This is a genomic window from Parapedobacter brassicae, from assembly GCF_051400755.1.
In the GTDB taxonomy this organism is placed as follows: Bacteria; Bacteroidota; Bacteroidia; order Sphingobacteriales; family Sphingobacteriaceae; genus Parapedobacter.
Window position 1 is genome coordinate 823,676 of the sequence record NZ_JBLFFL010000001.1, and the last position, 25,030, is coordinate 848,705.

The following is a 25,030-nucleotide window of genomic DNA, read 5'->3' on the forward strand; positions in this document are numbered from 1 at the left end:
CAATGAATCTCCTTACACACCTTATTATCCAATTACTTTTCATCAACGTATTATCGTCTGCAGTCAATGCCCAAACACAACAACCCCAGGCTTCGATCACCTACTTCTGTACCGATTGGGGCCGATCCGTACCTTGGGATGACTACTGCAAGCGCGTAGCCGATGCGGGTTATGACGGCGTGGAAACCTGGATGCCTACCGACAGCGCCACGCTGCAAGAATTGCGCACGGCCTTAGACAAATACGACCTGTCTTGCATCTTTCTATGCAGCGGATCCGGCAAGGATTTCAACACCTACCTAAATACCTATAAGCGCAACTTGGAACGGGCCGCTGCCCTTGAGCCTGTGCTCATCAATAGCCATACGGGCAAAGATCATTTCAGCCGCCCGCAAAATGAGGCACTCGTTGCTGCTGCCGATTCGATAAGCCGGGCAACCGACATACCCATTGCGCATGAGACCCATCGCGGGCGCTTCAGCTTCGCCGCCCACGTGACCCGGGAATACCTGGAGCGCCTACCCTATCTTCAGCTGACGCTAGACATTTCCCACTGGTGCAATGTCCACGAATCGATGCTAGACGACCAGCCGGAGGCCGTAGCGCTCGCGCTTCAGCGGACGGCACACATCCACGCCCGTATCGGCCACCCACAAGGACCGCAGGTCAACGACCCACGGGCGCCCGAATGGGCCGACATCGTGCAACGTCATCTCACCTGGTGGGACACCGTCGTTGCCAACCACCGTGCAGCGCGCAAGCCACTGACCATCACCATGGAGTTCGGCCCGCCGAATTACCTACCCACGCTGCCCTATACACGGCAGCCGGTGGCCGACCAATGGCAGATCAACGAATACATGCTTAACCTACTCAAAACCCGTTACAGCGATTGATGGAAAGCAACGGTGATCTTTTCTTGTTTTTAGGCCGATGGCATCCCCTGCTGGTGCACCTCCCCATCGGCATGCTCATCATGGCTTTTTTCTTGGCCCTGCTTGATCGGAAGAATGCACACCCTACCTATTCGCCAGCGGTATCCGTTATCCTTTTATTCGGGGCGGCTTCGGCGGTGCTGGCCAGCATCTCCGGATACCTGCTATCATTGGGCGGCGGATACGATGTCCGTACACTGTCGCTCCACCAGTGGCTGGGCATCTCGGTAGCAGTAGTCAGCACGTTATGTTGGCTCCTATACCGAAAACCGCCAGCCGAAAAAGACGCGTTCCGACCCCTTCGCCGATTCCGCTTGGCCTTCCTCACGCTGATGGTCATGCTGATCGGCATGGCCGGGCACTTCGGCGGTACGCTTACGCATGGCAATGGATATTTGGTTGAAGCCCTACCCGAGGGGATGCGCCGCACCATGGGATGGGAGCCCGAACAGGTCATCATCGAAAACGTGCAGGAAGCATCCGCATATGCCGATGTCATCCAACCGATATTCCGTCAACGCTGCCAAAGCTGCCACGGCGCTAAGAAACAGGAGGGTGAACTCGCCCTGCACACATTGGAGATGCTTCAGCGCGGGGGCGAAAGCGGGAAGGCGATGGTTGCAGGCCGCGCGGACTCCAGCGAGCTCTACCGCCGCCTCACACTGCCCGAGGGCCACGAAGAGCGCATGCCGCCCAAGGGACGTACCCCCATTACCGCCGACCAAATCAAGCTGATCGCCTGGTGGATCGATGCCGGTGCACCGGCAGATAAAAAGGTGAAGGAATTGGAGCAGCCCGAGGCCATCCAACCCATATTGCTGGCGTTGGAAGGCGATACCGGCGATTCGGATGCAACCGGCACCGGCACTTCGTTGGCCGACATCCCACCCGCCGATGCAGATGCCGTCGAAAAACTGCTAGCCAAGGGAATAAAGGTCGTGACACTGGCGACCGGCAAACACCAGCTGGCCATCAACGCCATCAATTACCCGCAATTCAATGATCAAGATGCCCAACTGCTGGCAGCATTAGGTGAACATATCATCCAACTTAAACTTGACGATACGCAAATTACAGACAGTGCCCTGCAACAGATCGGAAAGCTCCCCGCGTTGCAACGATTGCACCTGGAAAATACCGCTGTAGGCAATGCCGGCCTCGCCCATCTCAGCACTTGCAAACAGCTCCGGTACCTCAACCTGGTCAATACCCAGGTCACGGATGAAGGATTGACCTTGCTGGCGCAGCTTCCCGCGTTACAAACGGTATACCTTTATCAAGCGGGCGTAACTAGCCAGGGCTTATCTAGGCTCAGCCAAGCCCGTCCCGAGGTGCAGATCGACACCGGGAACTACCGCCTGCCAGCGCTGCCAACGGATACCATTGTGTATTGAAATACCCGGCCATAAAAATAAGGTGACCGGCGATACGCCGGCCACCTCCTTGCAAACCAAACCACCAACAGGATTACCTATTCCTCTTCGGTCTCTTCCAGTACATAATCCAGTGGCGGCACGTTATTTTCATAGCCAGCGTACCCTTTATTCTGGTTGATCACCGCTTCGGGATTGCCGTTAATAGCGCTAATAGGGATCGGCCATAATACATGGTACGGGCTCATTCGGTAAGTCACGCCGAAATTAGTAACGACATCCTTATTATAAAAGTCGCTTTTGGCCATCACCCGATCATACATGAAATTATCATCGGAGAAATTGGCCAAACTATATGATTTTCCATCATCAGCAGCCATCCCCGTTTGCGCATAGATATAAGCGATGCGCGTGAGTTCCGTTTTACGGGGCTCCTCATAGTACAATTCGCGCGCACGTTCATCCAATACCGCACCCATATTCACCTCCGACGCCTCGAGCGGGGCTGCGCCTGCCCGAGTCCTTACGGCGTTGATGTCAGCCGCAGCGCTGGCCAGATCGCCCTTCCATACATAGGCTTCAGCACGCAGCAGGTAGGTTTCTGCCAAGCGGAACACATACCAGTCTGTATTGCCCCCTGTGGGCTGCACCCGTAGCGGGTCTTCAATGAACAATTTATAGTGTGGCCAACTGAACCATTGGCGGATGGTATCGGCTGCCAATATGGTCCCTTGCGCATTCCTGAACTGCAATGGCTGTCCATAATACGGGTCACCGGCATCTTTCAAGGTCGGTGCATTATATACCAAGTCTTCCATGTCCATCCAGTTGCCCGGCGCATGACGAAGGTCGTTTTCATCATCCCAGATGCCCTGCTGGCTATACCAGGTAGGGCGCAAACGGCCGATACCCCTACCTATTTGCAAGACCAGCGGTATTTCGGCCGTCGCCAAATCAGACGTTCCTCGGCTGCCCGAGGGCGTAATAATTCCCGATGCATGCCAATAGGGTACCGCGTTACGCATCAGTTGTATGCCATCTGCCACATTACCGTCGATGTTGATCCGGTCTATGACGAGCATAAGCGCTTCGGCATTCGCCGCAAGCGATTTATTTTCCGGGCGATGCAAGTCCCAAATCAGGTTCCGGCTGGTATCGTTCTGGAACGCTCCAAACCGTTCGGTCATCAGCTTATAAACACCGCCGTTGATGACATTGTTCGCCGAAGCGATGGCATCGTCAAACAGTCCCAGCGCCAGATTGACCTTGGTCAGCAGGTGACTTACAGCCCCTTTGGTCACCTGCCCTTTGTTCACATTATCCGGTACCCACTCTTGGGCAAACTCCAGATCCTGCTTTAATCGTTGCAAGATCACATCCCTTTTGGTACTTTGAAAATCGAGCTTGGGTTCTTTCGGCATGAAGAACACCGCAGGGATATCGCCAAACTGGTGCACCAACCGGTAGAATCGCAATGCACGGTGAAAATAGGCCGCGCCGAGCAAATGATTTTTTTCTTCTTCTGACTCATAATCCTGGGGCACATCGATGTATTCAATCGCGGTATTGGCATAGCGGATGGCCCGGTACCCTTCCAGCCAATACCATTCGATTTTATTATAGTCCGTATGATTCAATTGGGCATCTGGCGTGATGGCCTGATTCAGATCCTGCGCAGGCCCCGGCTTGTCCGTCGTACCTTCAACAGCCACTTCCGAAAAAATCATCTCGGTAATCAGCGGAGCCGCATCGCCCACATATTCAATCCGTAAGTTCCGTTCACAAGCCACCAAGGTGGCCCACAGCGCGTCCGCCGTCTGGAATGTTTCTTCGGGCGTATAGATGGATAGCGGTTTTGGATCCAAAAACTCCCGCTTACAACCTGACACGAGGATGAGAAAGGAGCTCAGCAATATGCTTCTGTTAGCTAATATTTTCATGATATTCATCTTTAAATTTGTAGATAACTTATAGCGTCAGGTCTACGCCAAAATTGAAAAACCGCGGCGTCGGACCGGCAGATTGGTCGGGATGCCATTCAGGATCCCAGAATTCCCAATCCGGCGCCCACAATGCAGCATTCCGCACATTGACGTAAAGCCGCAATCCTTGAACACGATATCTGCTCAAAAACGTATTAGGTACCGTATAGGCCAGGGAAATATTATCTACCCGGATAAATGAACGTTTGCGATACACGTTGAAACCCGTAGCACTGCCTTCATTGGAGTTGATCCGCGCCCATTCCGTAGATTGATTTTCAGGCGTCCAGTAAGGAAAGACATAGCTATTTGTCCGATCTGGGAAAGAATTTCGGCTCTTCACCCAGTTGAAGGCGGACTGATGACCCCACAGGGAATACATGGAAATGGAGGCACTGAAGTTTTGCAGGAACTGGAATTCATTGCGGAACGACCAACGGAAGCGCGGTTCCGAAAATCCCAAAAACTGACGATCGGCATTGGTATAGAGACCGTCATCGTCGACATCCTCCAAGTGATAGTCGCCCGGACGCAATCCATAGCGGGCAGCTTGTTCTTCCTGCCCCAATTGGTATACTTCTAAAGCCTTCCAATCCCATATCGCGTCAATGGGTTGTCCGATAAACCAGCGGTTTTGGACGTCATCCCGTTCGCGGCCATCCGGACCGTAGTTTCGATAGATATGCTGGATGGCATTTCGGTTGAGCTGGAAGAGTGCGGTGCTGCGCCAAGAGAAGTTTTCCCGCTCAATATTCAGCGAGTTCAATGTTACTTCGAAACCCCTGTTACGCACCTCGCCCAAATTGTCCATTCGATTATCAAATCCAGTTACATTGGGCAAACTGCGCAAGACCAACAGATCGGTCGATACCATTTGATAGAACTCGAGGCTCCCATCCAAGCGGTTATTGAATAACGCGAAATCAAGTCCCAAATTATAGGATGTATTGCGTTCCCATCGGAAGTCAGGGTTTTGCATCCGGCTGATCCACAGCTGGCTGCCTTGTATCACCGTACCATCCGGCTCTACATACAGGTATTTCCCCGTCGTGAGGTCGGCTAGGGCGACATACATGTCTCTTCCGGATCCGACATCCCGATTGCCATTGCTGCCCCAAGATGCCCTCAGCTTACCGAAATTGAACCACTCGCTGTCAAAAAACGGTTCCTCGCTGAATGTCCATGCCAGGGCTACCGAACCGAAATTGGCGCGTGGATGGCGCTGACCGAATGCCGAATAGCCATCGCGGCGGTACGTACCGGTCAATACGTAGCGGTCTTTCAACGAATAGACCAGCCGTGCCATCAAGGCATCGCCGGTGCTGTATGTATCGTTACTGGTCAATACGGGCTTGATACCCCCTTCTATACCGTGGAAACCGCGGTCGTCATTTGGGGCGAAATTTTCATTGGTCATGGTATTGTCCCAACGCTGGAATTTTTCGGCATTGGCCAAGAGCGTCACGTCAAAGCGGTGGATATCGGCCAGTTCTTTTTCCCATTTAAGGATGTTGTCGATCTGCCAATAATAGGTTTGCTGCTGCTGGCGGGAGGCGCGCCCGCCAAAAGCAGCCCAGGACTCGTGGCTGGACTTCTCATGATTATACCGCTCGTACAATTGGAGCTGTGGCGTGAAATTAGTCGTGAAGGTAAGGCCAAAAGGGAGCTTCAATTTGCCGAAGACAGTACCGTTCAACGCGTTGGTCCGCTGCAAGCGGTCCGTATGGAAGGCATCGTATCCGGGGTTGACCCCACCGGAGGCCTCGGTATTCGGTCGCCAAGTCAACTGCCCCTCTTCATCATACTGCGTACCCCAAGGGGAGAGGGCGACAATCTCATCCCAATCATAGGCAATCGCACTTTCGTTGCGCGAGGTACCCTGCATATTTGTGCCCACCGAAAGCCAGTCGGTGATAGTTGCTTCGAGATTTATCCGTGTACGAAGTGTCTTAAAGCGGTCTCCCACGATAACACCCTCGTTATCCAGATAGCCCGCGCCCACATAATAGGAAATATCCTTGTTCCTGCCGGATATGCTCAGGTTATGATCCTGCTGAAACCCATTATGGAATACCTGATCGTACCAATCGATGCTGCGTCCCGCCATATAGTTGTCTACTTCATTAGACTGAAGGTTGAGCCGCCTCAACCATGTTTCAACCGGATCCCCGGTAGAACCATCATAGGCCATCCAATCATCGACACTAATGTCCGGGGGTAGTGCCCGCGGGTCGTCAAACCGATAGGGCTCGGCGTTCGCGTTGATGCTTTTGAATACATCCGACCGCCAATCTACGAACGCCTGCCCTTCATAAACCGGTTCACGTACGGCCATGGATGCTAAGCCGACGGTGGCGTTATAGTTGATCACCGGTTTGCCTTCCTTGCCTTTCTTGGTGGTGACCAAGATAACGCCGGATGCGGACTTAGCTCCGAAAACGGCAGCCGAGCTGGCGTCCTTGAGCACATCCACCGATTCGATGTCCGATGGGTTGATGTCTTCCCATGCTCCGTAATAGATTGCGCCGTCCAGTACGATCAATGGACTTGTGCCGGCATTGAAAGACGTTCGGCCGCGGATCTGCAAACTCCCTCCACCTTTGGCACGTGCGTTGAAACCCACGTTCAATCCGGCGATATTACCCCGGAGGGCATCGGTCAATTGGGTCGGGGCTTCGTTCTGGATTTTGGCCGCGCTGAGTTGCGATACCGCACCGGTGAGATCTCGTTTCCGCATGGTGCCATAGCCTACTACCACCACTTCATCCAGATCGGATACCGAAGCGGTTAGAGCAGCATCCACGTTTTGTTGGTTTTGCACCGCAATCTCGATGGATTCATACCCCACGGACGAAAAAACGAGCATCGCATTGGGGTCTACATTTTGTAGTACATATTCCCCATTTTCGTCGGTGCGAACACCATTATCGGTATCTTTCACCTGCACCGTCACGTCCGATAACCCGGTGTTCGTACCGGCATCGGTAACCTTGCCTCGCACAGTGATGCCTTGCTGGGCAAAAGACCACGCTGGTAATAACAGCATTAGCACCATCGCTCGCAGCATCAGATGCTTAGCCCTAGATTGGGAAAAGCTTCGTTGGTAAATGATCATAATTTATCCTCCTTTGTGTGTTTAATTGGCAGTGGTCAGCGGATGGTATCTGTCTGTGTACAAATACAGCATCCTTTGTACCGAGGAAATGCCCAAAAAACAGCCCAAACCCAAGATGATGATGTGTTTTGTTAACAGTTAAGAAATATTACGGGATAAAAACCGCATTTTCACTACTATTCAATCGGTAGACTGATTTGCGGTTTTGTAACAGGCTTGTTGCTTCCTTCACCTGCTGAGGATGGTTTCTCCCAAAGAAGGAGACCGGAGTTCATAATAAAAATGGGTGTCTAAAAGACCTTCTTCGTATAGGCCTTTTAGACACCCTTATTAGGCAAACACTATCTTGTTTTAAGATCCGGCCTGCGGCCCTAGGACCGTTCCTTCCGCAGGTACCTGAAGCGGGGGCAAATTTCGCTCCGCACCGGGGTAGCCGATGTTTTGATTGATCACACCTTTTGTATTGGTGTTAATCGCATTTGCCGGAACGGGCCAAAGCATATGATGTACACTAATTTTGTATTCCGCCCACTTATGCCGCACACCCTTATTGTAGAAATTGCTTCTCGCGACAACACGATCGTACCAAAAATTGACCCCTTCCTGTTTCACATTTGAACCCGTGCCTCCCGGTCCGCTGAGGTTTTGCAGGTTATAGGTCCGTCCCCCGAATATTTCGCAGGGCTTGCCTGTCCTGGCATAGATATAGGATATCCGCACCAATTCGACATGGCGGTTTTCTTCATAATACAGTTCCCGCGCACGCTCATCCAGGATTTCACCGATGTTGATATCCCCGGCGGTAAGCGGTTCGGCACCTGCCCGGGTCCGCACTTCATTAAGTGCGGTCGCAGCCATATCAAGTTGCCCTTTCCAATAATAGGATTCTGCGATCAGTAGGTATACCTCTGCCGAGCGGTAAATATACCAAGGCGTTTCTCCTCCTCCCCACTGTGTTTGTAAGGGATCGGGCACAAAAATTTTGTAATGAGGCCAAGAAAACCATGTCCGAATAGTATCTTCGACACTCATATTTGCGGGTTTCACAAAGTTTTGGCCGTACCAAGGATTTCCGCTTGTCTGCAAGCTCGGACTGTTATACCTGAGGTCTTCCATCCGCCGCCAACTATCGCGGTTTCGGATACCACGCATGTCGTTAGCTTCCTTATCTGCTCGCCAGATCTCATTGGTGTAATACCAGGTCGGACGTAAGCGACCGATACCCCGTCCATAGGATTTGTTCAAATCCATCTCCGGATCCGTCTCTCCCGCAGCAGGGGCGACGCTGGTCCCGGTCTGTCCATCGGGGGTTTTGATGCTTCCGCTGTTCCAAAAAGGAACGGCATTACGCATGGTTTGGATGCGATCCGACCCTTCCACTTCCGGAAAGGCTACCACATACATCAAGCCCTCTGTATTGGACATGTCCAATTTGGCCTCCACGCTATGTAGATCAAACATCAGATTGGTGTTCGGCTTGCTTTGGTTGGCCGTAAACCGATTCTTCATCAATGGATGCTTTGCCACGATCTCCTGACCAACCTGTATCGCACGGTCGAAATCCCCGAGCACCATACAGACTTTCATCAGTAACACTCCGCAAGCGGCTTTCGAAGTACGGCCGCGGTCTACCACCTCGGGCACCCACTGATAGGCATATTCCAGATCCGTCTTCATTCGCTCTAGAATGCTCCAGCGATCATAGGAATAGAAATCGTATTTAGGCGCTTCAATTTCCCAATCGAGGTAAGGTACGTCGCCGAACTGATGGGTCAGCTTGTAATAGCGATATGCGCGATGGAAATAAGCAGACCCCAGCACGGCATTGCGTTCCTCCTCGCTGTTGAACTCCGTGACGTCAATGCGGGAAATGACTGTATTGGCATACTTGATTCCCTTGTAGCCTTCGTACCAATACCATCCTACACGAGTGTAGTCACCGCTATTCAATTGGGCATCGGGCAATAACGACACGTCCATGTCCATCTGAGGACCGGCTTTGTCGGTAGTGCCCTCAACTGCAACTTCCGACTGAATGATTTCCGTCAATATCGGGGCGCCGTCGCCGAAGTACTCATGGCGCATATTCCGTTCGCAGGTCGTTAGTGCCGAATACATCCCTTCAATATTGGACAACGCGACACCCGGCTCATAAAAGGATAAGGGTTTTGGCGTCAGCCAATCTTCGTTGCAGCTCAGGAAGAAAAATACTGAACCCGCGGCTATCCAAGCGACGTTGTTATATTTCTTTATCCAGTTCATCTCTTTTTGCTTTTCAATTACAGTGAAAAATTGATACTCAAGTTGTAGGTTCGCGGAGTAGGCATGCCCCCCAGATCAGCGTTGTCGTATGATTCCGGGTCTCCAAATTCCCAATCGGGTGCCCAAAACGCCACGTTACGCACCGCGGCCGATATCCGTAAATTCTGAATGTTGACAGACTGCAGGAGCGATGCAGGTACGGCGTACGAGAGCGATACATTATCCAAACGGACGAAAGAGCGTGATACATAATTGGAACCAACGTTCTTCGAGCCTATGCGCCCGTAATCGTTAATCGGATTATCCGGTGTCCATCTTGGGATTGCATAGTCGGTCGCCCGGTCAGCGAAGTTCGCATTATTGGCCGCTCGGTTATAGGTGTCCGTTTGCCCCCAATTGGAGTAGATGAAGAACGAAAGATCGAAGTTCCCGTAACGGAAATCATTGCGCAACGACCAGCGGAATCGGGGTGTCCGCCACTGTTGGAATACCCGGTCTTCATCGGTCATCACACCGTCGCCATCCTGATCTTTGTACTTGAAATCACCCGGTTGAAGCCCGTAGGGCTCTGCCGCATCTTCTTCGCCTACTTGCCACACGCCGATACGCTCGTAGTCCCATATCCGATCCGGGTCCTGTCCGATAAACCATCGATTTTTAATGTCATCCGCTTCACGCTGTCCGATGACATTGCCGTCGGCATCGAGGATATCCACCATATCACCATATAACTTATTGATTTTCCTACGATTGAGCATGAATATGGCAGAAGCATTCCAATTGAACTTCTCGCGCTCAATGATCTTACTATTCAGGGTGACTTCAAATCCGCTATTCTCCAATTCGCCCAGATTCGCAGCCACGCTGTTGAACCCGATAATCTCCGGAAGGGCGCGGTCGACTAACAAATCCAGGGTCGTTGAGGTATACACATCTATGGTTGCGCCGATTTTGTTATTGAATAGCGAAAAATCCAACCCAAAGTTATAAGCCGATCGATTTTCCCAGCGCAATCCAAGGTTCGCCATTCGATTTACATAGAGCTGGGAGTAGAGATAAAGGGCTCCATTTTGGTCGATATAAGGATGTAGACCGGATGTCATATCCGATAGTGCCTCATACTGTCCGATGTCCCGGTTGCCGTTCTGGCCCCAAGACAAGCGCAGTTTACCGTAATCCAACCAGCTGTCGGCACCGGCCATAAACTGCTCGTCTGAGAAATTCCAAGCAAACGCCAGCGCCGGAAAGGTGGCGCGTGGATTCTGCGCACCGAAGGCCGAATACCCATCGCGCCTCACCGAAGCGGTCAACATGTATCGGTCATGCAAGGAGTAGAATAATCGTGCCATTAGTGCATCACCGGTACGATAAGTGTCGTTGCTCGAATTTAACGGCACGGAACCGGCCTGCAAGCGATGCCACCCCAATATGTCGCTCGGACTGTAGTTGGATGCTGTGGCCTGGGTTCTCCAGAACTGGCCCTTTTCCGCGTTCTGCAACAAGGTAACCTCAAAACGGTGTATGTCAAACGTCTTATTCCATCTCAATACGTTGTCAATCTGCCAGTTGTAGGTTTTTTCAAAGGTTCGCTCCGAACGTCCACCGCTATTGGCCCACTCCGGATTCTGTGACGATTCGTGATTATAGTATTCACGCCAGATATACGAAGGCGTAAAGTTCGACTGTAATTCGATGCCGAACGGCAAGGTTATGACACCAAATAGTGTCGCATTCAAGGTATTATACCTGTCGACACGATCTCTGAACAGATTATCGAAAAATGGGTTTTGCGGTGTAGGGTCGCCGGTAGGCAACCTCCGGTAAGGACTGGTGAGATCGTCAATATTGTTTGATCCATAAGGAGAAATAATTGCCGACTGACCCCAGTTCGCCTGCAAGAATCCCTCATTTCGCGTGGCAAAATTGGCATTGGCGCCTACGCGCAGAAATGAGGTGATCTTGGACTCCAGGTTCAACCGGGAGCGCAGGTTTTTAAATCGGTTACCCACGATAATCCCTTCGCGGTCCACATGATTCAATGACCAATAATAATTGATGTTGTCCGTCCGGTTGGAGACACTCACCGCATAATCCTGTTGAACGCCTTGCTGGAAAACCAGGTCCTGCCAATCCGTGATCCGGCCATTCATGTAGTTATCGATTTCTGGAGTACGGAGTTCGAGGCGGGAAAGCCACGTTCGAATAAGCTGCTCGTCGGTTACGGAAGTCACGGGGTCATTTTGATCATAATTGTACCAGTCCAATTGATTGGTTTGGCTTAATTGCCGCGGATCCACAAACATCTCCGGGTATTGCTCGTGATAATCGTTGGTACGTCGACCCATCTCATAGTCATACCGGTAGGCCAGAAATTCATCAGCGGTCATGACACGGGGCATGCCTGCATTTTCCACAAAGCCTAAGTTACCATTAAACGAAATTTTTGGCTTCCCTACTTGACCGCGCTTAGTCGTGATCAGCACCACACCGTTAGCCGCTTTGGCACCGTAAACCGCCGTCGCACTGGCGTCTTTCAAAATGTCAATAGACTGGATGTCGTTCGGGTTCAGATCAGCAAACGTGCCGTCAAATATGACCCCATCTACCACGTTCAACGGGCTGCTACCTGCTTTCAAGGTTCCATTTCCGCGGATCAGCAGCGAAGCATCCCCTTTGGCGGTGTTCCCTTGCCCGATAATCATACCCGCGGCATTCGCGCGTAATAGATCCTGTACCGACCGCGGCGCTTGGGTTTCGAGCTTTTCCGCCTGAATGGAAGCAACCGCACCAGTCAGATCTTTCCTTTTGGCCGTTCCATAACCGATCACCACGACCTCGTCCAGATCCTGGATATCCGCTTCCAAGACCACATCGATTAATGTTCCAGGTGTCACCTGCACTTCTTCCGTTCCGTAACCCGTGAATGAAAACACCAAGGTCACTTCCCCCTCAGGCAGGGGCATCGTAAATACGCCGTCAGCATTGGTGGTTGTTCCCTGCGCGGTACCCTTCACGGTCACCGTCACCCCTTCGAGTGCAAAGCCCAGCTCATTCTTGACCGTGCCGGAGATAGTTTGTTGAACCTGATCATTTGTGATTAGCGTGTTTTCAGACGGCTTGGCCTCCACGTGCTGCACGCCCAAAAGCAGCAGCAATGCCAATAATTTGGCAAACTGTAGTTTCATTGAATCATAATTTAGTTTGTAATCAGTTTTAAATGAATAATGGAGCCGCTATTATAGGCTCCCTTCAGCGGCAAACGCCGTCAGGTAACATCAAACAAATGACGTCTAATCATGCTCCGACAGAAGCATCGCGGGTACATGTCAATCATAACCTTTCCTCCTTATTTTAGTTTATTAAATTGGCAACGGTGAACGCTCATAAAGACATTTCATCTTTCGATGCGACTTCCAATCCATTACATTGAATGTGGTCTTGTCGTTGGTCAGCTGATAAGTTCAGCGTTTAGTTATCCAAAAATAACCCAAACAAAGTTTTATACGGCATAAACGATAAATACGGGCGAGCGCTATGGTATCTTAACAAATAAAAACCGTGTTCTTGACACAATTCAATCGGTGTCTCAATTTTATGTGATTAGCAGCCGATGTAACAAAACAGTAGAAGTCCAGTGCGGCCACCGGGAGTGGCGCTGCGCTCGGGATCAGGCACCCAACGCGTAGACAATGATATTCACGGCAAATTGCGTGTTGTCCTTGGCCAGAAACCGCTTATTGCGAAAATCGTAGTCCCACTCACAGCCGTAGTCTTTATTGCTATACAGCACGCCTATTTTGCCGTCCACCTCGATGGCTTTTAGGTAATCGTGTACCAAGTCATCACCCCAGCCATTTAGCTCAAAGGAGCTGGTGGGAGGGCCTTTTTCAAAAGTGAAAAATGAAGAATAGAGCGCATGGTCATTGGGGATTTTCTTCAGGGCATCGGCACCAAAAAGGGCGCCCATCTGCTCCTCGAAGGATTTGGCAAAGAGTCCGTCGATGTCATGGTTGCAGTCATCTACGAAGACAAAGCCTCCGTTTTGCACGTATTGTTTAAAATGACTGGCTTCTTGTTGGTTGAATTGCACCAGTTTATGGCCGCTCAGGTAGCAGAAGGGATGGTTAAACAATTCGTCGGTGGCCAGATCGACGATCTTCTCTTCCATGGTGAGCGGTATGGTGGTGTATTCCAATAGGGAGTTCAGCACATTGGAAGGCATCCGCTGATCCGTATCCCAATCGCCTGACTGATACTTCAACCGAACAAACGTAAACGTCGATCCTAACATTTTCACAAAGTACTGCCATTATGATAAAAAAACAAGCCGTTTTGTGCCGTTTTATTGTAATTTTATTGATAAGCACACTGCCATTGCTTTATTTTAATGAAAATTGACGCTATATTGAGCATGTTTTCATAAACGGGCGTTTTTTATTTAATTTTTTTGCTTTGAACGTATCAGAAACAACAGTAACAGCATTGGTCGCCAGACTCTCCTTATTAAAAAAAGAAATCCAAAAGGTCATCGTCGGACAGGATGACATCATCGAAGAAATCTTGGTCGCGTTGATGGCAGGTGGCCACTGCTTATTGGAAGGGGTGCCTGGTCTGGCAAAGACCCTGCTGGTCCGTACGCTGGCGCAAGCGCTTGACCTCCCCTTTAAGCGTATTCAATTTACACCGGATTTGATGCCCGCAGACATCATCGGTACGGAAATCCTGGAGGATGAAGACAATCAACCCGGCAAACGCCATTTCCGGTTCATCTCCGGACCGTTGTTTGCCAACATCATCCTAGCCGATGAGATCAACCGCACGCCACCCAAGACCCAGTCGGCCCTGCTGGAAGCCATGCAGGAGTTTGAGGTGACCTATGCGGGCAAAACCTACTCGCTCGACAAGCCTTTCTTTATTCTCGCCACGCAGAATCCCATTGAGCAGGCCGGCACTTACCCGCTGCCCGAGGCGCAACTGGACCGTTTTCTGCTTTACATCAAAATAGGGTATCCCGCGGCGGAGGAAGAGGTGCAGATCTTGCGCAATACGACGGGGACGAAAAAAGAACACGTGGAAGCGATCATCGGCGGTAGCGACATACAGCAGCTGCAACAGCTGGTGCGCGAGGTGGAAATGAGCGACCAGCTGATCGCCCATGTCAGTGCGCTCGTGCGGGCGACACGCCCAGGCGATGGGGCGCTGCCTTATGTAAACGATTGGGTGCAGTGGGGCGCAGGGCCACGGGCCGGACAGGCGCTCATCCTCACGGCCAAGGCCCGGGCGTTGCTGCACGGCCGCTTTGCCGCCATTCCTGAAGACATCCATCAAATGGCTTTCCCCGTCTTGCGACATCGCGTGTTGATGAACTTCGCGGCCGAAAGTGAGAAGATAACGAGTGATGAGTTGACTAAGGAACTGATCAGCATATTGGGCAAGAAGCTTTCTTGACCGCATAAAATATAGCGAAAGGAGATATTGTGAAGCAGCTGCCCGACCCGAAAACCATGATGGCCATCAAGGATCTACCGTTGGTGGCCCGGACCATTGTAGATGGTTTCATGAGCGGCATGAACAGTAGCAGGCTCCGGGGTGAGGGCGTCACGTTCAGCCAGTACCGAAACTACCTGCCGGGGGATGATCTCCGAAACCTCGACTGGAAAGTCTTCGGCCGAACCGGACGGCATTATATCCGGCAGGCGGAGGCCGAAAAGACCACCGCTGTGCACCTGATGATCGATGCCACCGCCTCCATGGGGCACGACTGCGGTGGCTACAGCAAAATCCAATATGCCCGTCAGCTCGCCGCAGCACTGGCATTACTGGCCTACCGCCAGGGTGACAAGGTGGGTCTGACGATATTCAATGGTGAGGGCGTCCAGCGGATCGCACCGAGGCAACACAGCCAGCAGTTGCAGCGCATCTATCACATGCTGGAGCGGATGGAAGCGAAAGGCCGTATCGACCAACTCGAACAATACCGTCAGTTGTACCAAACAGCGGGAAAGGAATTGCTGGTGATGATCACTGATTTCTATGAGCACCAAGACGAGCTGACCAAACTGATGGGCTTGCTCCATGCCCAAGGACAGGAAGTGATCCTGCTCCACTTGATGGCGGCAAATGAGCTGGAAGGCCGGTTTAAGGGATACGATGCATTGGAAGACCTCGAAACCGGGGAGGTCATCACGCTCGGCGGGGCAACCACCGGAAGCGCGGCACGGCTGCACGATTACCTGGAAACATCCAAAAAAACGCTGCTGCGAAACCATGTCTACTATGAGTTGGTCAATGCAAATGATACACCCGGACAAGTATTGAACAGTTTTTTGACGCGCAGAAATAAATCACCGCGATAAGGTGTTTATCGAATTATTATATCCACTTGGCTTCTTGGCAGCTGCCGGCATCCTGGTTCCGGTACTGATCCACCTGTGGCGCAAGGAGCGGCGCAATGTACTGCGGGTCGGGAGCGTCCGCTTGTTTGACAATGCCAAGAAACAACGGATCAATCGCGTGCGGATCGCTAACTGGCCGCTATTGCTCGTGCGTTGCTTCCTTATCCTGATCCTGGCCACGTTGTTAGCGGCGCCTTATGTCGACCTCAACAGGCGGAAAGCCGACGAAACCGGATGGGTACTGCTGGGGGCGGGCTATGGCGAAAACCTGGGAGAAGACCAGCTTCGCTTGGTAGACAGCTTGCGCCAACGGGGATATGGCCTCCGGGCATTTGAACCCGGTTTCCGCCCCATCGATAGACAGGCAGGGGATACCGTCGCTCCCGCCGCGAATCCTTTTAGCCTGGTCCATCAACTCAATGAAATCCTGCCAGCCGATTTTCCGGTCATCATCTTCAGCCACCCGCGGATCAGGTTGTTGACTGGCGAGGTACCGTCGGCAACCTCCAAGCTTACCTGGCAGGCGTTTGCGCAACAGGAAGACTCGACCCGCACGCAGTGGGCCACGCACGCGTGGAAGACCGCGTCCGGCGAGATCGCGCTGACCATCGCCTCCTCCAGCGCCACCGAAACCCGCTTTGAACGAATGATCGTACAGGGCGATGGCAGGCAACAGGGTGTGCAGGTGAAGGTGGAGCAGGGACAGGCGATGGTGAGGTTGGCCAGCCAACCGGATTGGGTGACGGTGGATGACCGCACGTGGCGTGTCCGCTTTGCGACAGATGCCGCCCTGCCTGATGTCGGCTATCTAAAGGCGTTGCTGACCGCTTTCGAGCAGGCTGCCGACCGGCCGATGGAGATGGGTACCTACCAGCCGGGAGATACCTGCGACCTGTTATTTGACTTTACCGCCGCCGGGGTGACCGATACGGCGGCTGCCCGCACTGTTTTTCGCTATATGCCCGGAGAACCGGAGGACCAGCAGGATAATTATCTGGTACATGATGGTTTTCACCCCGGTCAGGATAAAGCGAAAATCCATCAGATGATCGTGGCTGAAGACGACGGCACGCCGCTCTGGTCAGATGCCTTTGGCCGGCCGCTGCTGACGGCAAGCGAGCGGCAGGGACAAACCATGTTTCGCTGCTACACCCGGTTCAATCCGCAGTGGACGGACCTGATCTGGTCTGAAGCGTTTATCAACAGCCTGGTTCCCCTCTTGACCGATACGGAGCGACCGCTCCTTGCAGGTGGCTTTCATGCGCATCCGATGGATGAGAGGACGTTTGCGGGGGCGGTCTCCTTACCGCATCGCGCCAAAACGGCACGGGATATCGGTCTGGTGCCCAAACAGGCAAACGCCGCGCCGTATCTGGCTTGGCTTGCCCTATTGGTCTTTGCCGTGGAGCGGGTGATGACTTATCGCGCGAAACCGAAACCGAGGAATGGAAAATATGAACGGGATGGAAAATACGAACGGGTTGAAATGGATCACGAAGCGTAAGCAGCAGTGGCTGGCGTACCAGCTCACGGCCAAGCTGTTGTATGCGGTTGCGGCGACGCTGATTGTCGCCGCAGCCCTACTGTTCGTCATGCACCCGCCCTTTTGGGTGTATCCGCTGCTATGCGGTGCGTTTTTCACCGCTATGGTGCATTTTTCGGGCATCGCCAAGGTCGGTCACCGCGAAATAGCCAATATGTTGGATATCCGCTTCCCACAATTGGAACACAGCGCTTCGTTGTTACTGAAGCCCCAGGAGTCTTTGGGTTTGCTCCAACAGTTACAGGTCCACCGCCTTTACCGATCGGCATTCGATCTGCCATCCGGCGATTTTGTCAATCACCGCATACTCTATCGGCCCATCACCGCAGCGTTGCTGGCCGCGGCCATCTACTGGGGGGTCTCCCACTACGCCGCTCCCTATTGGCATACCGGCCAAACGCACCCTGCGCAACCGGCGGTTTCCACACCAACCGTGCCGCCGAATCTACCCCCAGCGATAACAGATGCACAAGTAAGCATCAAGCCGCCTGCGTATACCGGACTACCCGAACGCAAACAACGCGATATGGCAATCGCCGCGCCTACCGGCTCGACGATCTACCTGCGCCTCACCGCCAGCGAGCCTATCCGCGAAATGGCCCTATTGCTCGACGGCAAAACACCCGTCAGCCTCCAGCCGCAGACGTCCGACAGCCTACGATGGGAATTGACGTTCAAGCCACAGAAGAGTGGTTTTTATCAACTTTCGCTGGATGGCGAACGCTCTGCCCTTTATCCGCTGGAACTGACGCCCGACATGCCGGTAGCCATCCGCGTGAACGGCCCCAAGCAACATACGGTCATCGATTTCGGTTTCCCCGAAGTGGTCACGCTGAACGCCGCGTTGCAGGACGACTACGCCATCCGTGAAACGCAGCTCGTGGCCACGATATCGACTGGCAAGGGCGAAGGGGTCAGCTTTAAATCACACGAAATCCCGCTCCGCACCGCCGTAAAAAACAAGAAGGAGGCGACTATCGCCCAAAAAATCGATTTGAAGCAACTGGGTATGGGGGCAGGTGATGAGCTGTACTTCTACCTGAAGGCGCATGACAACGCCGGACAGGAAAGCCGATCGGATGTGTTCGTCGTGGTGCTTCAGGATACGGCCGAACTGTTCAGCATGTCGGGCCTGGTGAGCGGGGTGGACCTCGTGCCGGAGTATTTCAGGAGTCAACGGCAGATCATCATGGATACCGAGCGCCTGATTGCCGAGATGGATACGCTCTCCGCGTCGGCTGCCCAAAACAGGAGCAATAACCTCGGCATTGACCAACAGTTGCTGCGCCTGCGGTATGGGCAGTTTCTGGGCGAAGAGGCGGAAGACGCCATCGGCGGGCATGTCGGGCATGACCATGGTGAAGAAGACCAGCAAGGGCACGGTCACCTGCCTAAAGAAGAAGTGGTCGATCACAAAACCGTGCGGGACTGGAAAAACCACGACCCCAATCATGAGGGTCATGCGCAGGAGTCTCAAGAACCCCCGAAAGCGCAAGCGGCGGAAGTGCCGGTGGATGTGAATGTGCTTATCGCCGAGATGTCGCACAAGCATGACCGCGCCGAGGATGCCACGTTTTTCGATGCCGAACAAAAGGCGCACTTAAAGGCAACACTCACCGAAATGTGGAACACCGAATTGCGCCTGCGGACCTATAAGCCTCGTGAGGCCCTGCCCTACGCCTATAAGGCGCTTCGGCTATTGAAAGAGTTGCAGCAAAAATCAAGGGTGTATGTGGGAAAGGCGCCCACCAAAACTACTCCCCTGAAGCCCGAAAAACGGCTTACCGGCGACCTGGAAGCGATCACCGGCGCGAGCAGGCAGTATGCGGTGCTCGAAGAGCCCGATGAAGCGAAGGTGCAGCAGCAGTTGAAACGCGCGCTTGCTTACTTATCCAACCTGAAAATTACCCAGCGACTGGATGATGCTGGCCGGCAGCTACTGATCGAAGCCGAACGCAGCGTGATGGATGCCGCAAGCCTCGAGCCCGCTAAATACCTGAATGCGCTCAAGGCGATACGGCTACTGGAAGAACGAAATGGTAAAAACAGCATGGCAGAAATCCAGCTGGTCGAAAAAACGATCCATGAGCTCTTGCCCGTGCTGAGACAACAGCCGCTGAAGAAAAGCCAAGCCAGCAAGGATAACATCTATCAACTTTATTTTGAACAATTAACCCGCTAAGTGAATATGACGTTGCCTCAGGCGCTTTTTCTATTGATTGCACTGGCGTTGTTCGTGTACGTGGTACGCAACGAAAGGCGGGTCACCAGCAAGGTGCCATTGCTGGTCAGGTATGTTGCGGGCATCCTAGCGCTATTGGCGCTGCTGGGGTTCCTATTTCCCGTGAAGTATCCCATCAGTCGAGGCAGCCAGGGCCAATCCAACGAGCTGGCGGTGCTCACACGGGGTACCCCGGTGGGCAGCATCCGCGCGGCGGCGCAAGATAATCACACGGTGACGACCGACAGCGCGATCTCCCGACGATATGGGGTGCCGCTTATCCGTGACTGGGCGGCTTTTGCAGACCAGCATCCTGCCGCGGCGCTTGCGGTCCACGGGTTTGGCCTCACGCCGCGCCAACGGAATGCCCTGTCGACCCAATCGTTGCGCTATCACCGCCCACAACCTCCGCAGGGCATTGTTTTTTGCGATTGGCCCCAGCAGTTGCAAGCTTCCACACCGTTGACCGTGCAGGGCCGTTATCACAACCCCTCGGACCGTAAGGTAAAAATCGTCTTACTGAGTGCCTCCCAAGCGGTCGATTCGGCCACGGTGGCGCCACAGGGCATTCACCCGTTTGCCTTGTCTTACCAGCCCAAGCAGGTCGGCAACAATTTGTTCGCTTTAGCGGCGATAGACGGACCGGATACGGTGCAGGTTGAGCAAGTGCCGGTATCCATCGAACCTGCACAAACACTCGCCGTGGTCCTGCTGGCCGCCTCGCCGTCTTTTGAGTACAAATTCATCTCCGGCTGGTTTCAGCAACTGCACTATGGCACGGCCCTCCGGACGCGGATCGCTACGGGCAAGTTTTCCACAGCCTACAGCGAGCATATGCAGACATCGCTGGCGTCCCCGCTTCGCGACGCGACGTTCAAGGATATCGACCTCCTGATTGCGGATGAGACGGAATTGGCGGCGCTCTCTTCACACGAGCAGCAAGCCGTTTCCAACGCGGTCCAATCGGGCATGGGCCTGCTACTGTTCATGGACGGTGCCGCAAACCGGTCGTTGCCGGGCAGGGAATTTCGCCTTTTGGCCGCATCAGGCAATCAGGAACAAGCTGTGGTCCTCAGGTCAATAAACCAGCAGACCTACCCCGAGTTGCGCATCGCTGCGCTCAGCGGCATACAGTCAATGCCCGCTCAGCAGCCTCTCCTATACGCAGGTGACCGGCTTGTGGCGGCTTCGCAGGGGTATGGCAAGGGACGCATCACGGCCACGACCATCCACAACAGCTATTCCTGGTGGCTCAGAAACCAACAGGAGGCTTACGCCCAATTTTGGTCCTTTTTGGTGGATAACACGACCTCCGGCCATCAACAAGGGCGCCTCGACATGCAGCTATCCCGCTTCCCGACAGCTCACACCTGGATGGACGTGCTGGTGCAGCAGCGTGCGGATACATTGCTTGCCATCGATGGCCAACCCTATCCCGCGCTCCAGCATGAACAGTTACCCGATTTCGTTCAGTTGTCCTTTTGGCCATCCGCCGCCGGATGGCATTCCGTGAAAGCATCGCCCGCTGACAGTACTTGGTTTTATGTATACGGCCAAACCGACTGGCTTCCTGCAAAAGATTTCGATAACATGCAGGAGATGGACGATTTTTATCGTCGCTATGGGGAAGATAGGACATTAAACACCTCTAAAGAAGCCGAAACACCAAAAGAATTGGTGCCGAAATGGGTATTTTTTCTAATTTTTCTTGCTGCTTCTGGAACATTATGGTACGCATCCAGACATTATAACCAAAATGTTATATAAATTTTGATTATTTTGCGCTTACAAACCTTATTTTGGATTGCTCATTCAACTATTAGCAACCGAAGGGCTATTTTGCAACACTTTAAATGATCATACAAACTTGAAAAGAAAAGACTTCTTAAAAATAACCGGCTTAGGTTTGGGGGCTTATGCACTGGCAGACGTACCTGCTTTCGCCAACGTGATCGAACCGGAAAGGGCATTGGAACGGATAGCGGTATCGCTGAAGAAAGAGCTGGCAGATGTGGCGCTCAACGTTGCCAAAAGCAAGGGCGCTACCTATGCCGATGTCCGCATCGGGCGATACCTCAATCAGACAATCGCGACGCAGGAAAAACGGGTAAGAGGCCTGCAAAGCACCGAATCGTACGGCGTAGGTATTCGGATCATTGCTGATGGATGCTGGGGGTTTGCGGCAACGGATAAGGTAGATAAGGACAGCATTGCCCAGGCAACGGCCTTGGCGATCGCCATCGCCAAAGGGAATGCCCGCTTTATGACGGAGCCTGTACAGCTGGCACCCCAGCAGGGTCTTGGTGAACAGACGTGGGCCACCCCCATCGAAAAGAATCCCTTCGAAGTGCCCGTCGGCGAAAAAGTGGACCTGCTGCTGTCGGCTAACCAGTCGGCGCTGGATGCGGGGGCTAATTTTGTAACCTCCAACCTGTTCATGATCAATGAGCAGAAGTATTTCGCCAGCACAGACGGTTCGTACATCGATCAAGACATTCACCGGATCTGGCCGACATTCACCGTCACGGCTATCGATAGGGCCTCGGGCAAATTCCAGACCCGTGATAGCCTTAGTGCGCCCATGGGAATGGGCTATGAGTACCTGACTCCCGGTAACCCTTATCATATTGACGGCGTGCCCGTGACCCTGTATAACAAACGGTACGATATCCTCGCAGACGCTGCCGCAGCCGCCCGCCATGCCAAGGAGAAGATCAGCGCTAAATCGGTGGAACCCGGCAAGTATGACCTGGTCTTGGATCCGCTGCACCTGGGGCTGACCATCCACGAGTCGGTAGGCCACTCCACCGAGCTCGATCGCGTGCTGGGTTATGAAGCGAACTATGCAGGTACCAGCTTCCTCACGCTCGATAAGTGGCAATCCAAATCCTTCAACTTTGGCAATGAGCTGGTGAATGTGGTGGCGGACCGCACGCAGGTAGGCTCCCTGGGCGCTGTGGGGTATGACGACGAGGGCGTACCTGCCGGCAAATGGGACATCATCAAAGACGGCATATTGGTCAATTACCAAACCATCCGCGACCAAGCGCATATCCTGGGCCTCAATGCGTCACAGGGCTGCTGCTATGCCGACAGCTGGAACAGCACCCAATTCCAGCGCATGCCCAATATTTCCCTGCAACCCAATAAAAATGCCCGCAAGGTTGCCGACATCATCAAAAACGTAGAAAAGGGTATCTATATCGTGGGCCGCGGATCCTATTCCATTGACCAGCAACGGTACAACTTCCAGTTCGGCGGACAGCTTTTCTATGAGATCAGCCAGGGCAAGATCGTGGGCATGCTCAATGACGTGGCATACCAGGCCAATACGCAGGAGTTTTGGAATGCCATGGCCGATATCGCCGACGAAGAAGATTATCGCTTGTTCGGCACTTTTTTCGATGGCAAGGGGCAGCCATCTCAGGTCAGCGCCGTGTCACACGGGTCTTCAACAGCGCATTTCAAAGGCATCAACGTCATCAATACCGGCAGAAGCATCGGATAGTAACAACCAACGTGCAAATAGGATTCATTTAACCAATTTATAGGAGACGACACATTGAACAGAAAAGATTTCCTCTACTACACATCGATGGGGATGGGGGCATTGCTGACGCCCAATGTGGGGTTATTCGCCCGACCCATCGACCCGTTGGAAGCCCTGACGGAGCGAGCAGACGCCCAAGCCAAAAAGGCATTGGCGGATGTGGCGCTGAATGAAGCTACGTCAAAAGGCGCTACCTACGCCGATGTACGCATCGGGCGTTACCTCAACCAATTCGTCTCCACGCGGGAAAAACGGGTGCAGGGCGTAGCCAATACGGAGTCCTACGGCATCGGTGTCCGCGTCATCGTCAATGGCTGCTGGGGATTTGCCGCCACCAATAAAATGACGGAAGATGACATCGCTAAGACTGCGGCGCAGGCGGTGGCCATTGCCAAAGCCAATGCAAAGATCCAAGGCAGCCAGGTTACCTTGGCCCCACAACAGGGTTATGGGGAGGTCAGCTGGCAGGCCCCCGTGGAGATCAATGCCTTTGAGGTACCCATTAAGGAAAAAGTGGACCTGCTGTTGCAGGTCAATGATATCGCCCTCCAAAATGGGGCAAACTTCGTCAATTCCCTTATTGCGGCCATCAACGAGCAGAAGTATTTTGCCTCTACCGATGGCTCTTATATCGATCAGGACATTCACCGCATCTTCCCCACTTTCAATGTGACGGTCATCGACCGCGCCTCGGGCAAATTCCAAACGCGCAATGCGCTGAGCGCACCGATGGGCATGGGCTACGAATACCTCCACGCCCGCCCCGAAGATAAGGTAGCCGGCGTGGTCACCCGCTATAAGCAGCGGTATGACATGCTGGAAGACGTAAAGGCGGCTGCACAGAACGCCGCCGAAAAGATAAAAGCCAAATCGGTCGAACCCGGCAAGTACGATGTCGTGCTCGACCCCTCGCACCTGTGGCTTACCATCCACGAATCGGTAGGGCACTCGACAGAGCTCGACCGCGTGCTGGGCTACGAGGCCAATTATGCCGGAACAAGCTTCCTCACCATGGATAAATTGAATTCCAAAAACTTCAACTTCGGCAATGAGCTGGTCAATGTGGTGGCCGACAAAACACAGGTCGGTTCGCTCGGCGCGGTAGGGTATGATGATGAGGGGGTAAAGTGCAAAAAATGGGATTTGATCAAAGACGGTATCCTCGTCAACTTCCAGGCCACGCGCGATCAAGTGCATATCCTCGGCGAAAACGCATCGCATGGCTGCAGCTACAGCCAAGGCTGGGAAGATGTGCAATTCCAGCGCATGCCCAACGTATCGCTGCAGCCGGGCAAGGACCAGCTATCGGTAGATGACCTGATCAAAGATGTCGAAAGGGGCATCTACATCATCGGCGACGGCAGCTTTTCCATTGACCAGCAGCGTTACAACTTTCAATTCGGTGGTCAGCTGTTCTATGAAATCAGCAACGGCAAGATCGTCGGCATGCTCAATGACGTAGCATATCAATCCAACACGCAGGAGTTTTGGAATTCCTGCGCCGGCATCTGCGATGCTTCTGACTATCGGCTGGGCGGTGCATTCAACGACGGCAAGGGTCAGCCTTCACAGAGCAACGCCGTGTCCCATGGCAGCGCCACCACCCGGTTTAACGGAGTTAATGTAATCAACACAGCACGAAATATTTAACGAT

At 53.1% G+C, this 25,030-nt stretch carries 14 protein-coding genes; 9 read left to right on the plus strand and 5 right to left on the minus strand.

What is annotated here, in order from left to right; all coding sequences use genetic code 11:
* The first annotated feature begins 2 nt into the window (after positions 1-2).
* Both ACMGDE_RS03435 and ACMGDE_RS03440 read left to right on the plus strand, forming a co-directional pair.
* Complete coding sequence (locus tag ACMGDE_RS03435) at positions 3-896, plus strand: sugar phosphate isomerase/epimerase family protein (RefSeq protein WP_436831357.1); 894 nt, start codon at positions 3-5, stop codon at positions 894-896.
* Positions 896-2,329, plus strand: a complete 1,434-nt coding sequence (locus ACMGDE_RS03440) for a c-type cytochrome domain-containing protein (protein WP_436831358.1) — start codon at positions 896-898, stop codon at positions 2,327-2,329. The genes ACMGDE_RS03435 and ACMGDE_RS03440 overlap by 1 nt, the downstream gene beginning before the upstream one ends.
* A 77-nt stretch (positions 2,330-2,406) precedes the next feature.
* On the opposite strand, the gene ACMGDE_RS03445 is transcribed toward ACMGDE_RS03440, so the two are convergent.
* The 5 genes from ACMGDE_RS03445 to ACMGDE_RS03465 all read right to left on the minus strand — a co-directional run bounded on the left by ACMGDE_RS03445 (position 2,407) and on the right by ACMGDE_RS03465 (position 13,958).
* On the minus strand, positions 2,407-4,248 hold the full coding sequence (locus ACMGDE_RS03445) for a RagB/SusD family nutrient uptake outer membrane protein (protein WP_436831359.1): 1,842 nt from the start codon (positions 4,246-4,248) through the stop codon (positions 2,407-2,409).
* Positions 4,249-4,276: 28 nt separating this feature from the next.
* Positions 4,277-7,405 (minus strand): SusC/RagA family TonB-linked outer membrane protein, encoded by a 3,129-nt coding sequence (locus ACMGDE_RS03450; RefSeq protein ID WP_436831360.1) that lies wholly within the window; start codon positions 7,403-7,405, stop codon positions 4,277-4,279.
* 351 nt (positions 7,406-7,756) lie between these two features.
* The gene (locus ACMGDE_RS03455; protein ID WP_436831361.1) at positions 7,757-9,667 is read right to left on the minus strand and encodes a RagB/SusD family nutrient uptake outer membrane protein; all 1,911 of its coding nucleotides are present in this window, start codon (positions 9,665-9,667) and stop codon (positions 7,757-7,759) included.
* A gap of 17 nt (positions 9,668-9,684) precedes the next feature.
* On the minus strand, positions 9,685-12,852 hold the full coding sequence (locus ACMGDE_RS03460; RefSeq protein WP_436831362.1) for a SusC/RagA family TonB-linked outer membrane protein: 3,168 nt from the start codon (positions 12,850-12,852) through the stop codon (positions 9,685-9,687).
* Positions 12,853-13,334: 482 nt separating this feature from the next.
* Entirely contained in the window at positions 13,335-13,958 is a 624-nt protein-coding gene (locus tag ACMGDE_RS03465; protein WP_436831775.1) for a DUF4159 domain-containing protein, read from the minus strand.
* Between the two features lie 161 nt (positions 13,959-14,119).
* Here ACMGDE_RS03465 and ACMGDE_RS03470 point away from each other — a divergent pair, with 161 nt between their 5' ends.
* The 7 genes from ACMGDE_RS03470 to ACMGDE_RS03500 all read left to right on the plus strand — a co-directional run bounded on the left by ACMGDE_RS03470 (position 14,120) and on the right by ACMGDE_RS03500 (position 25,026).
* On the plus strand, positions 14,120-15,115 hold the full coding sequence (locus ACMGDE_RS03470; RefSeq protein WP_436831363.1) for an AAA family ATPase: 996 nt from the start codon (positions 14,120-14,122) through the stop codon (positions 15,113-15,115).
* Between the two features lie 29 nt (positions 15,116-15,144).
* Entirely contained in the window at positions 15,145-16,023 is an 879-nt protein-coding gene (locus tag ACMGDE_RS03475) for a DUF58 domain-containing protein (protein ID WP_436831364.1), read from the plus strand.
* 1 nt (position 16,024) lies between these two features.
* Positions 16,025-17,566: a BatA domain-containing protein gene (locus ACMGDE_RS03480; protein WP_436831365.1), complete on the plus strand. Its 1,542-nt coding sequence runs from the start codon at positions 16,025-16,027 to the stop codon at positions 17,564-17,566.
* Positions 17,526-19,787: a hypothetical protein gene (locus ACMGDE_RS03485; protein WP_436831366.1), complete on the plus strand. Its 2,262-nt coding sequence runs from the start codon at positions 17,526-17,528 to the stop codon at positions 19,785-19,787. The genes ACMGDE_RS03480 and ACMGDE_RS03485 overlap by 41 nt, the downstream gene beginning before the upstream one ends.
* Positions 19,788-21,593, plus strand: coding sequence for a hypothetical protein (locus ACMGDE_RS03490; protein ID WP_436831367.1), 1,806 nt, complete (start codon positions 19,788-19,790; stop codon positions 21,591-21,593).
* Between the two features lie 100 nt (positions 21,594-21,693).
* Positions 21,694-23,334: a TldD/PmbA family protein gene (locus ACMGDE_RS03495; protein ID WP_436831368.1), complete on the plus strand. Its 1,641-nt coding sequence runs from the start codon at positions 21,694-21,696 to the stop codon at positions 23,332-23,334.
* 54 nt (positions 23,335-23,388) lie between these two features.
* Complete coding sequence (locus tag ACMGDE_RS03500) at positions 23,389-25,026, plus strand: TldD/PmbA family protein (protein WP_436831369.1); 1,638 nt, start codon at positions 23,389-23,391, stop codon at positions 25,024-25,026.
* Positions 25,027-25,030 lie beyond the last annotated feature (4 nt).

Excerpts from the sequence above, each read along its gene's own strand:
- ACMGDE_RS03440 (WP_436831358.1), top strand. The coding sequence starts at position 896 with ATGGAAAGCAACGGTGATCTTTTCTTGTTTTTAGGCCGATGGCATCCC.
- ACMGDE_RS03460 (WP_436831362.1), bottom strand. The coding sequence starts at position 12,852 with ATGAAACTACAGTTTGCCAAATTATTGGCATTGCTGCTGCTTTTGGGC.
- ACMGDE_RS03465 (WP_436831775.1), bottom strand. The coding sequence starts at position 13,958 with ATGTTAGGATCGACGTTTACGTTTGTTCGGTTGAAGTATCAGTCAGGC.
- ACMGDE_RS03445 (WP_436831359.1), bottom strand. The coding sequence starts at position 4,248 with ATGAAAATATTAGCTAACAGAAGCATATTGCTGAGCTCCTTTCTCATC.
- ACMGDE_RS03435 (WP_436831357.1), top strand. The coding sequence starts at position 3 with ATGAATCTCCTTACACACCTTATTATCCAATTACTTTTCATCAACGTA.
- ACMGDE_RS03485 (WP_436831366.1), top strand. The coding sequence starts at position 17,526 with ATGGAAAATACGAACGGGTTGAAATGGATCACGAAGCGTAAGCAGCAG.
- ACMGDE_RS03450 (WP_436831360.1), bottom strand. The coding sequence starts at position 7,405 with ATGATCATTTACCAACGAAGCTTTTCCCAATCTAGGGCTAAGCATCTG.
- ACMGDE_RS03455 (WP_436831361.1), bottom strand. The coding sequence starts at position 9,667 with ATGAACTGGATAAAGAAATATAACAACGTCGCTTGGATAGCCGCGGGT.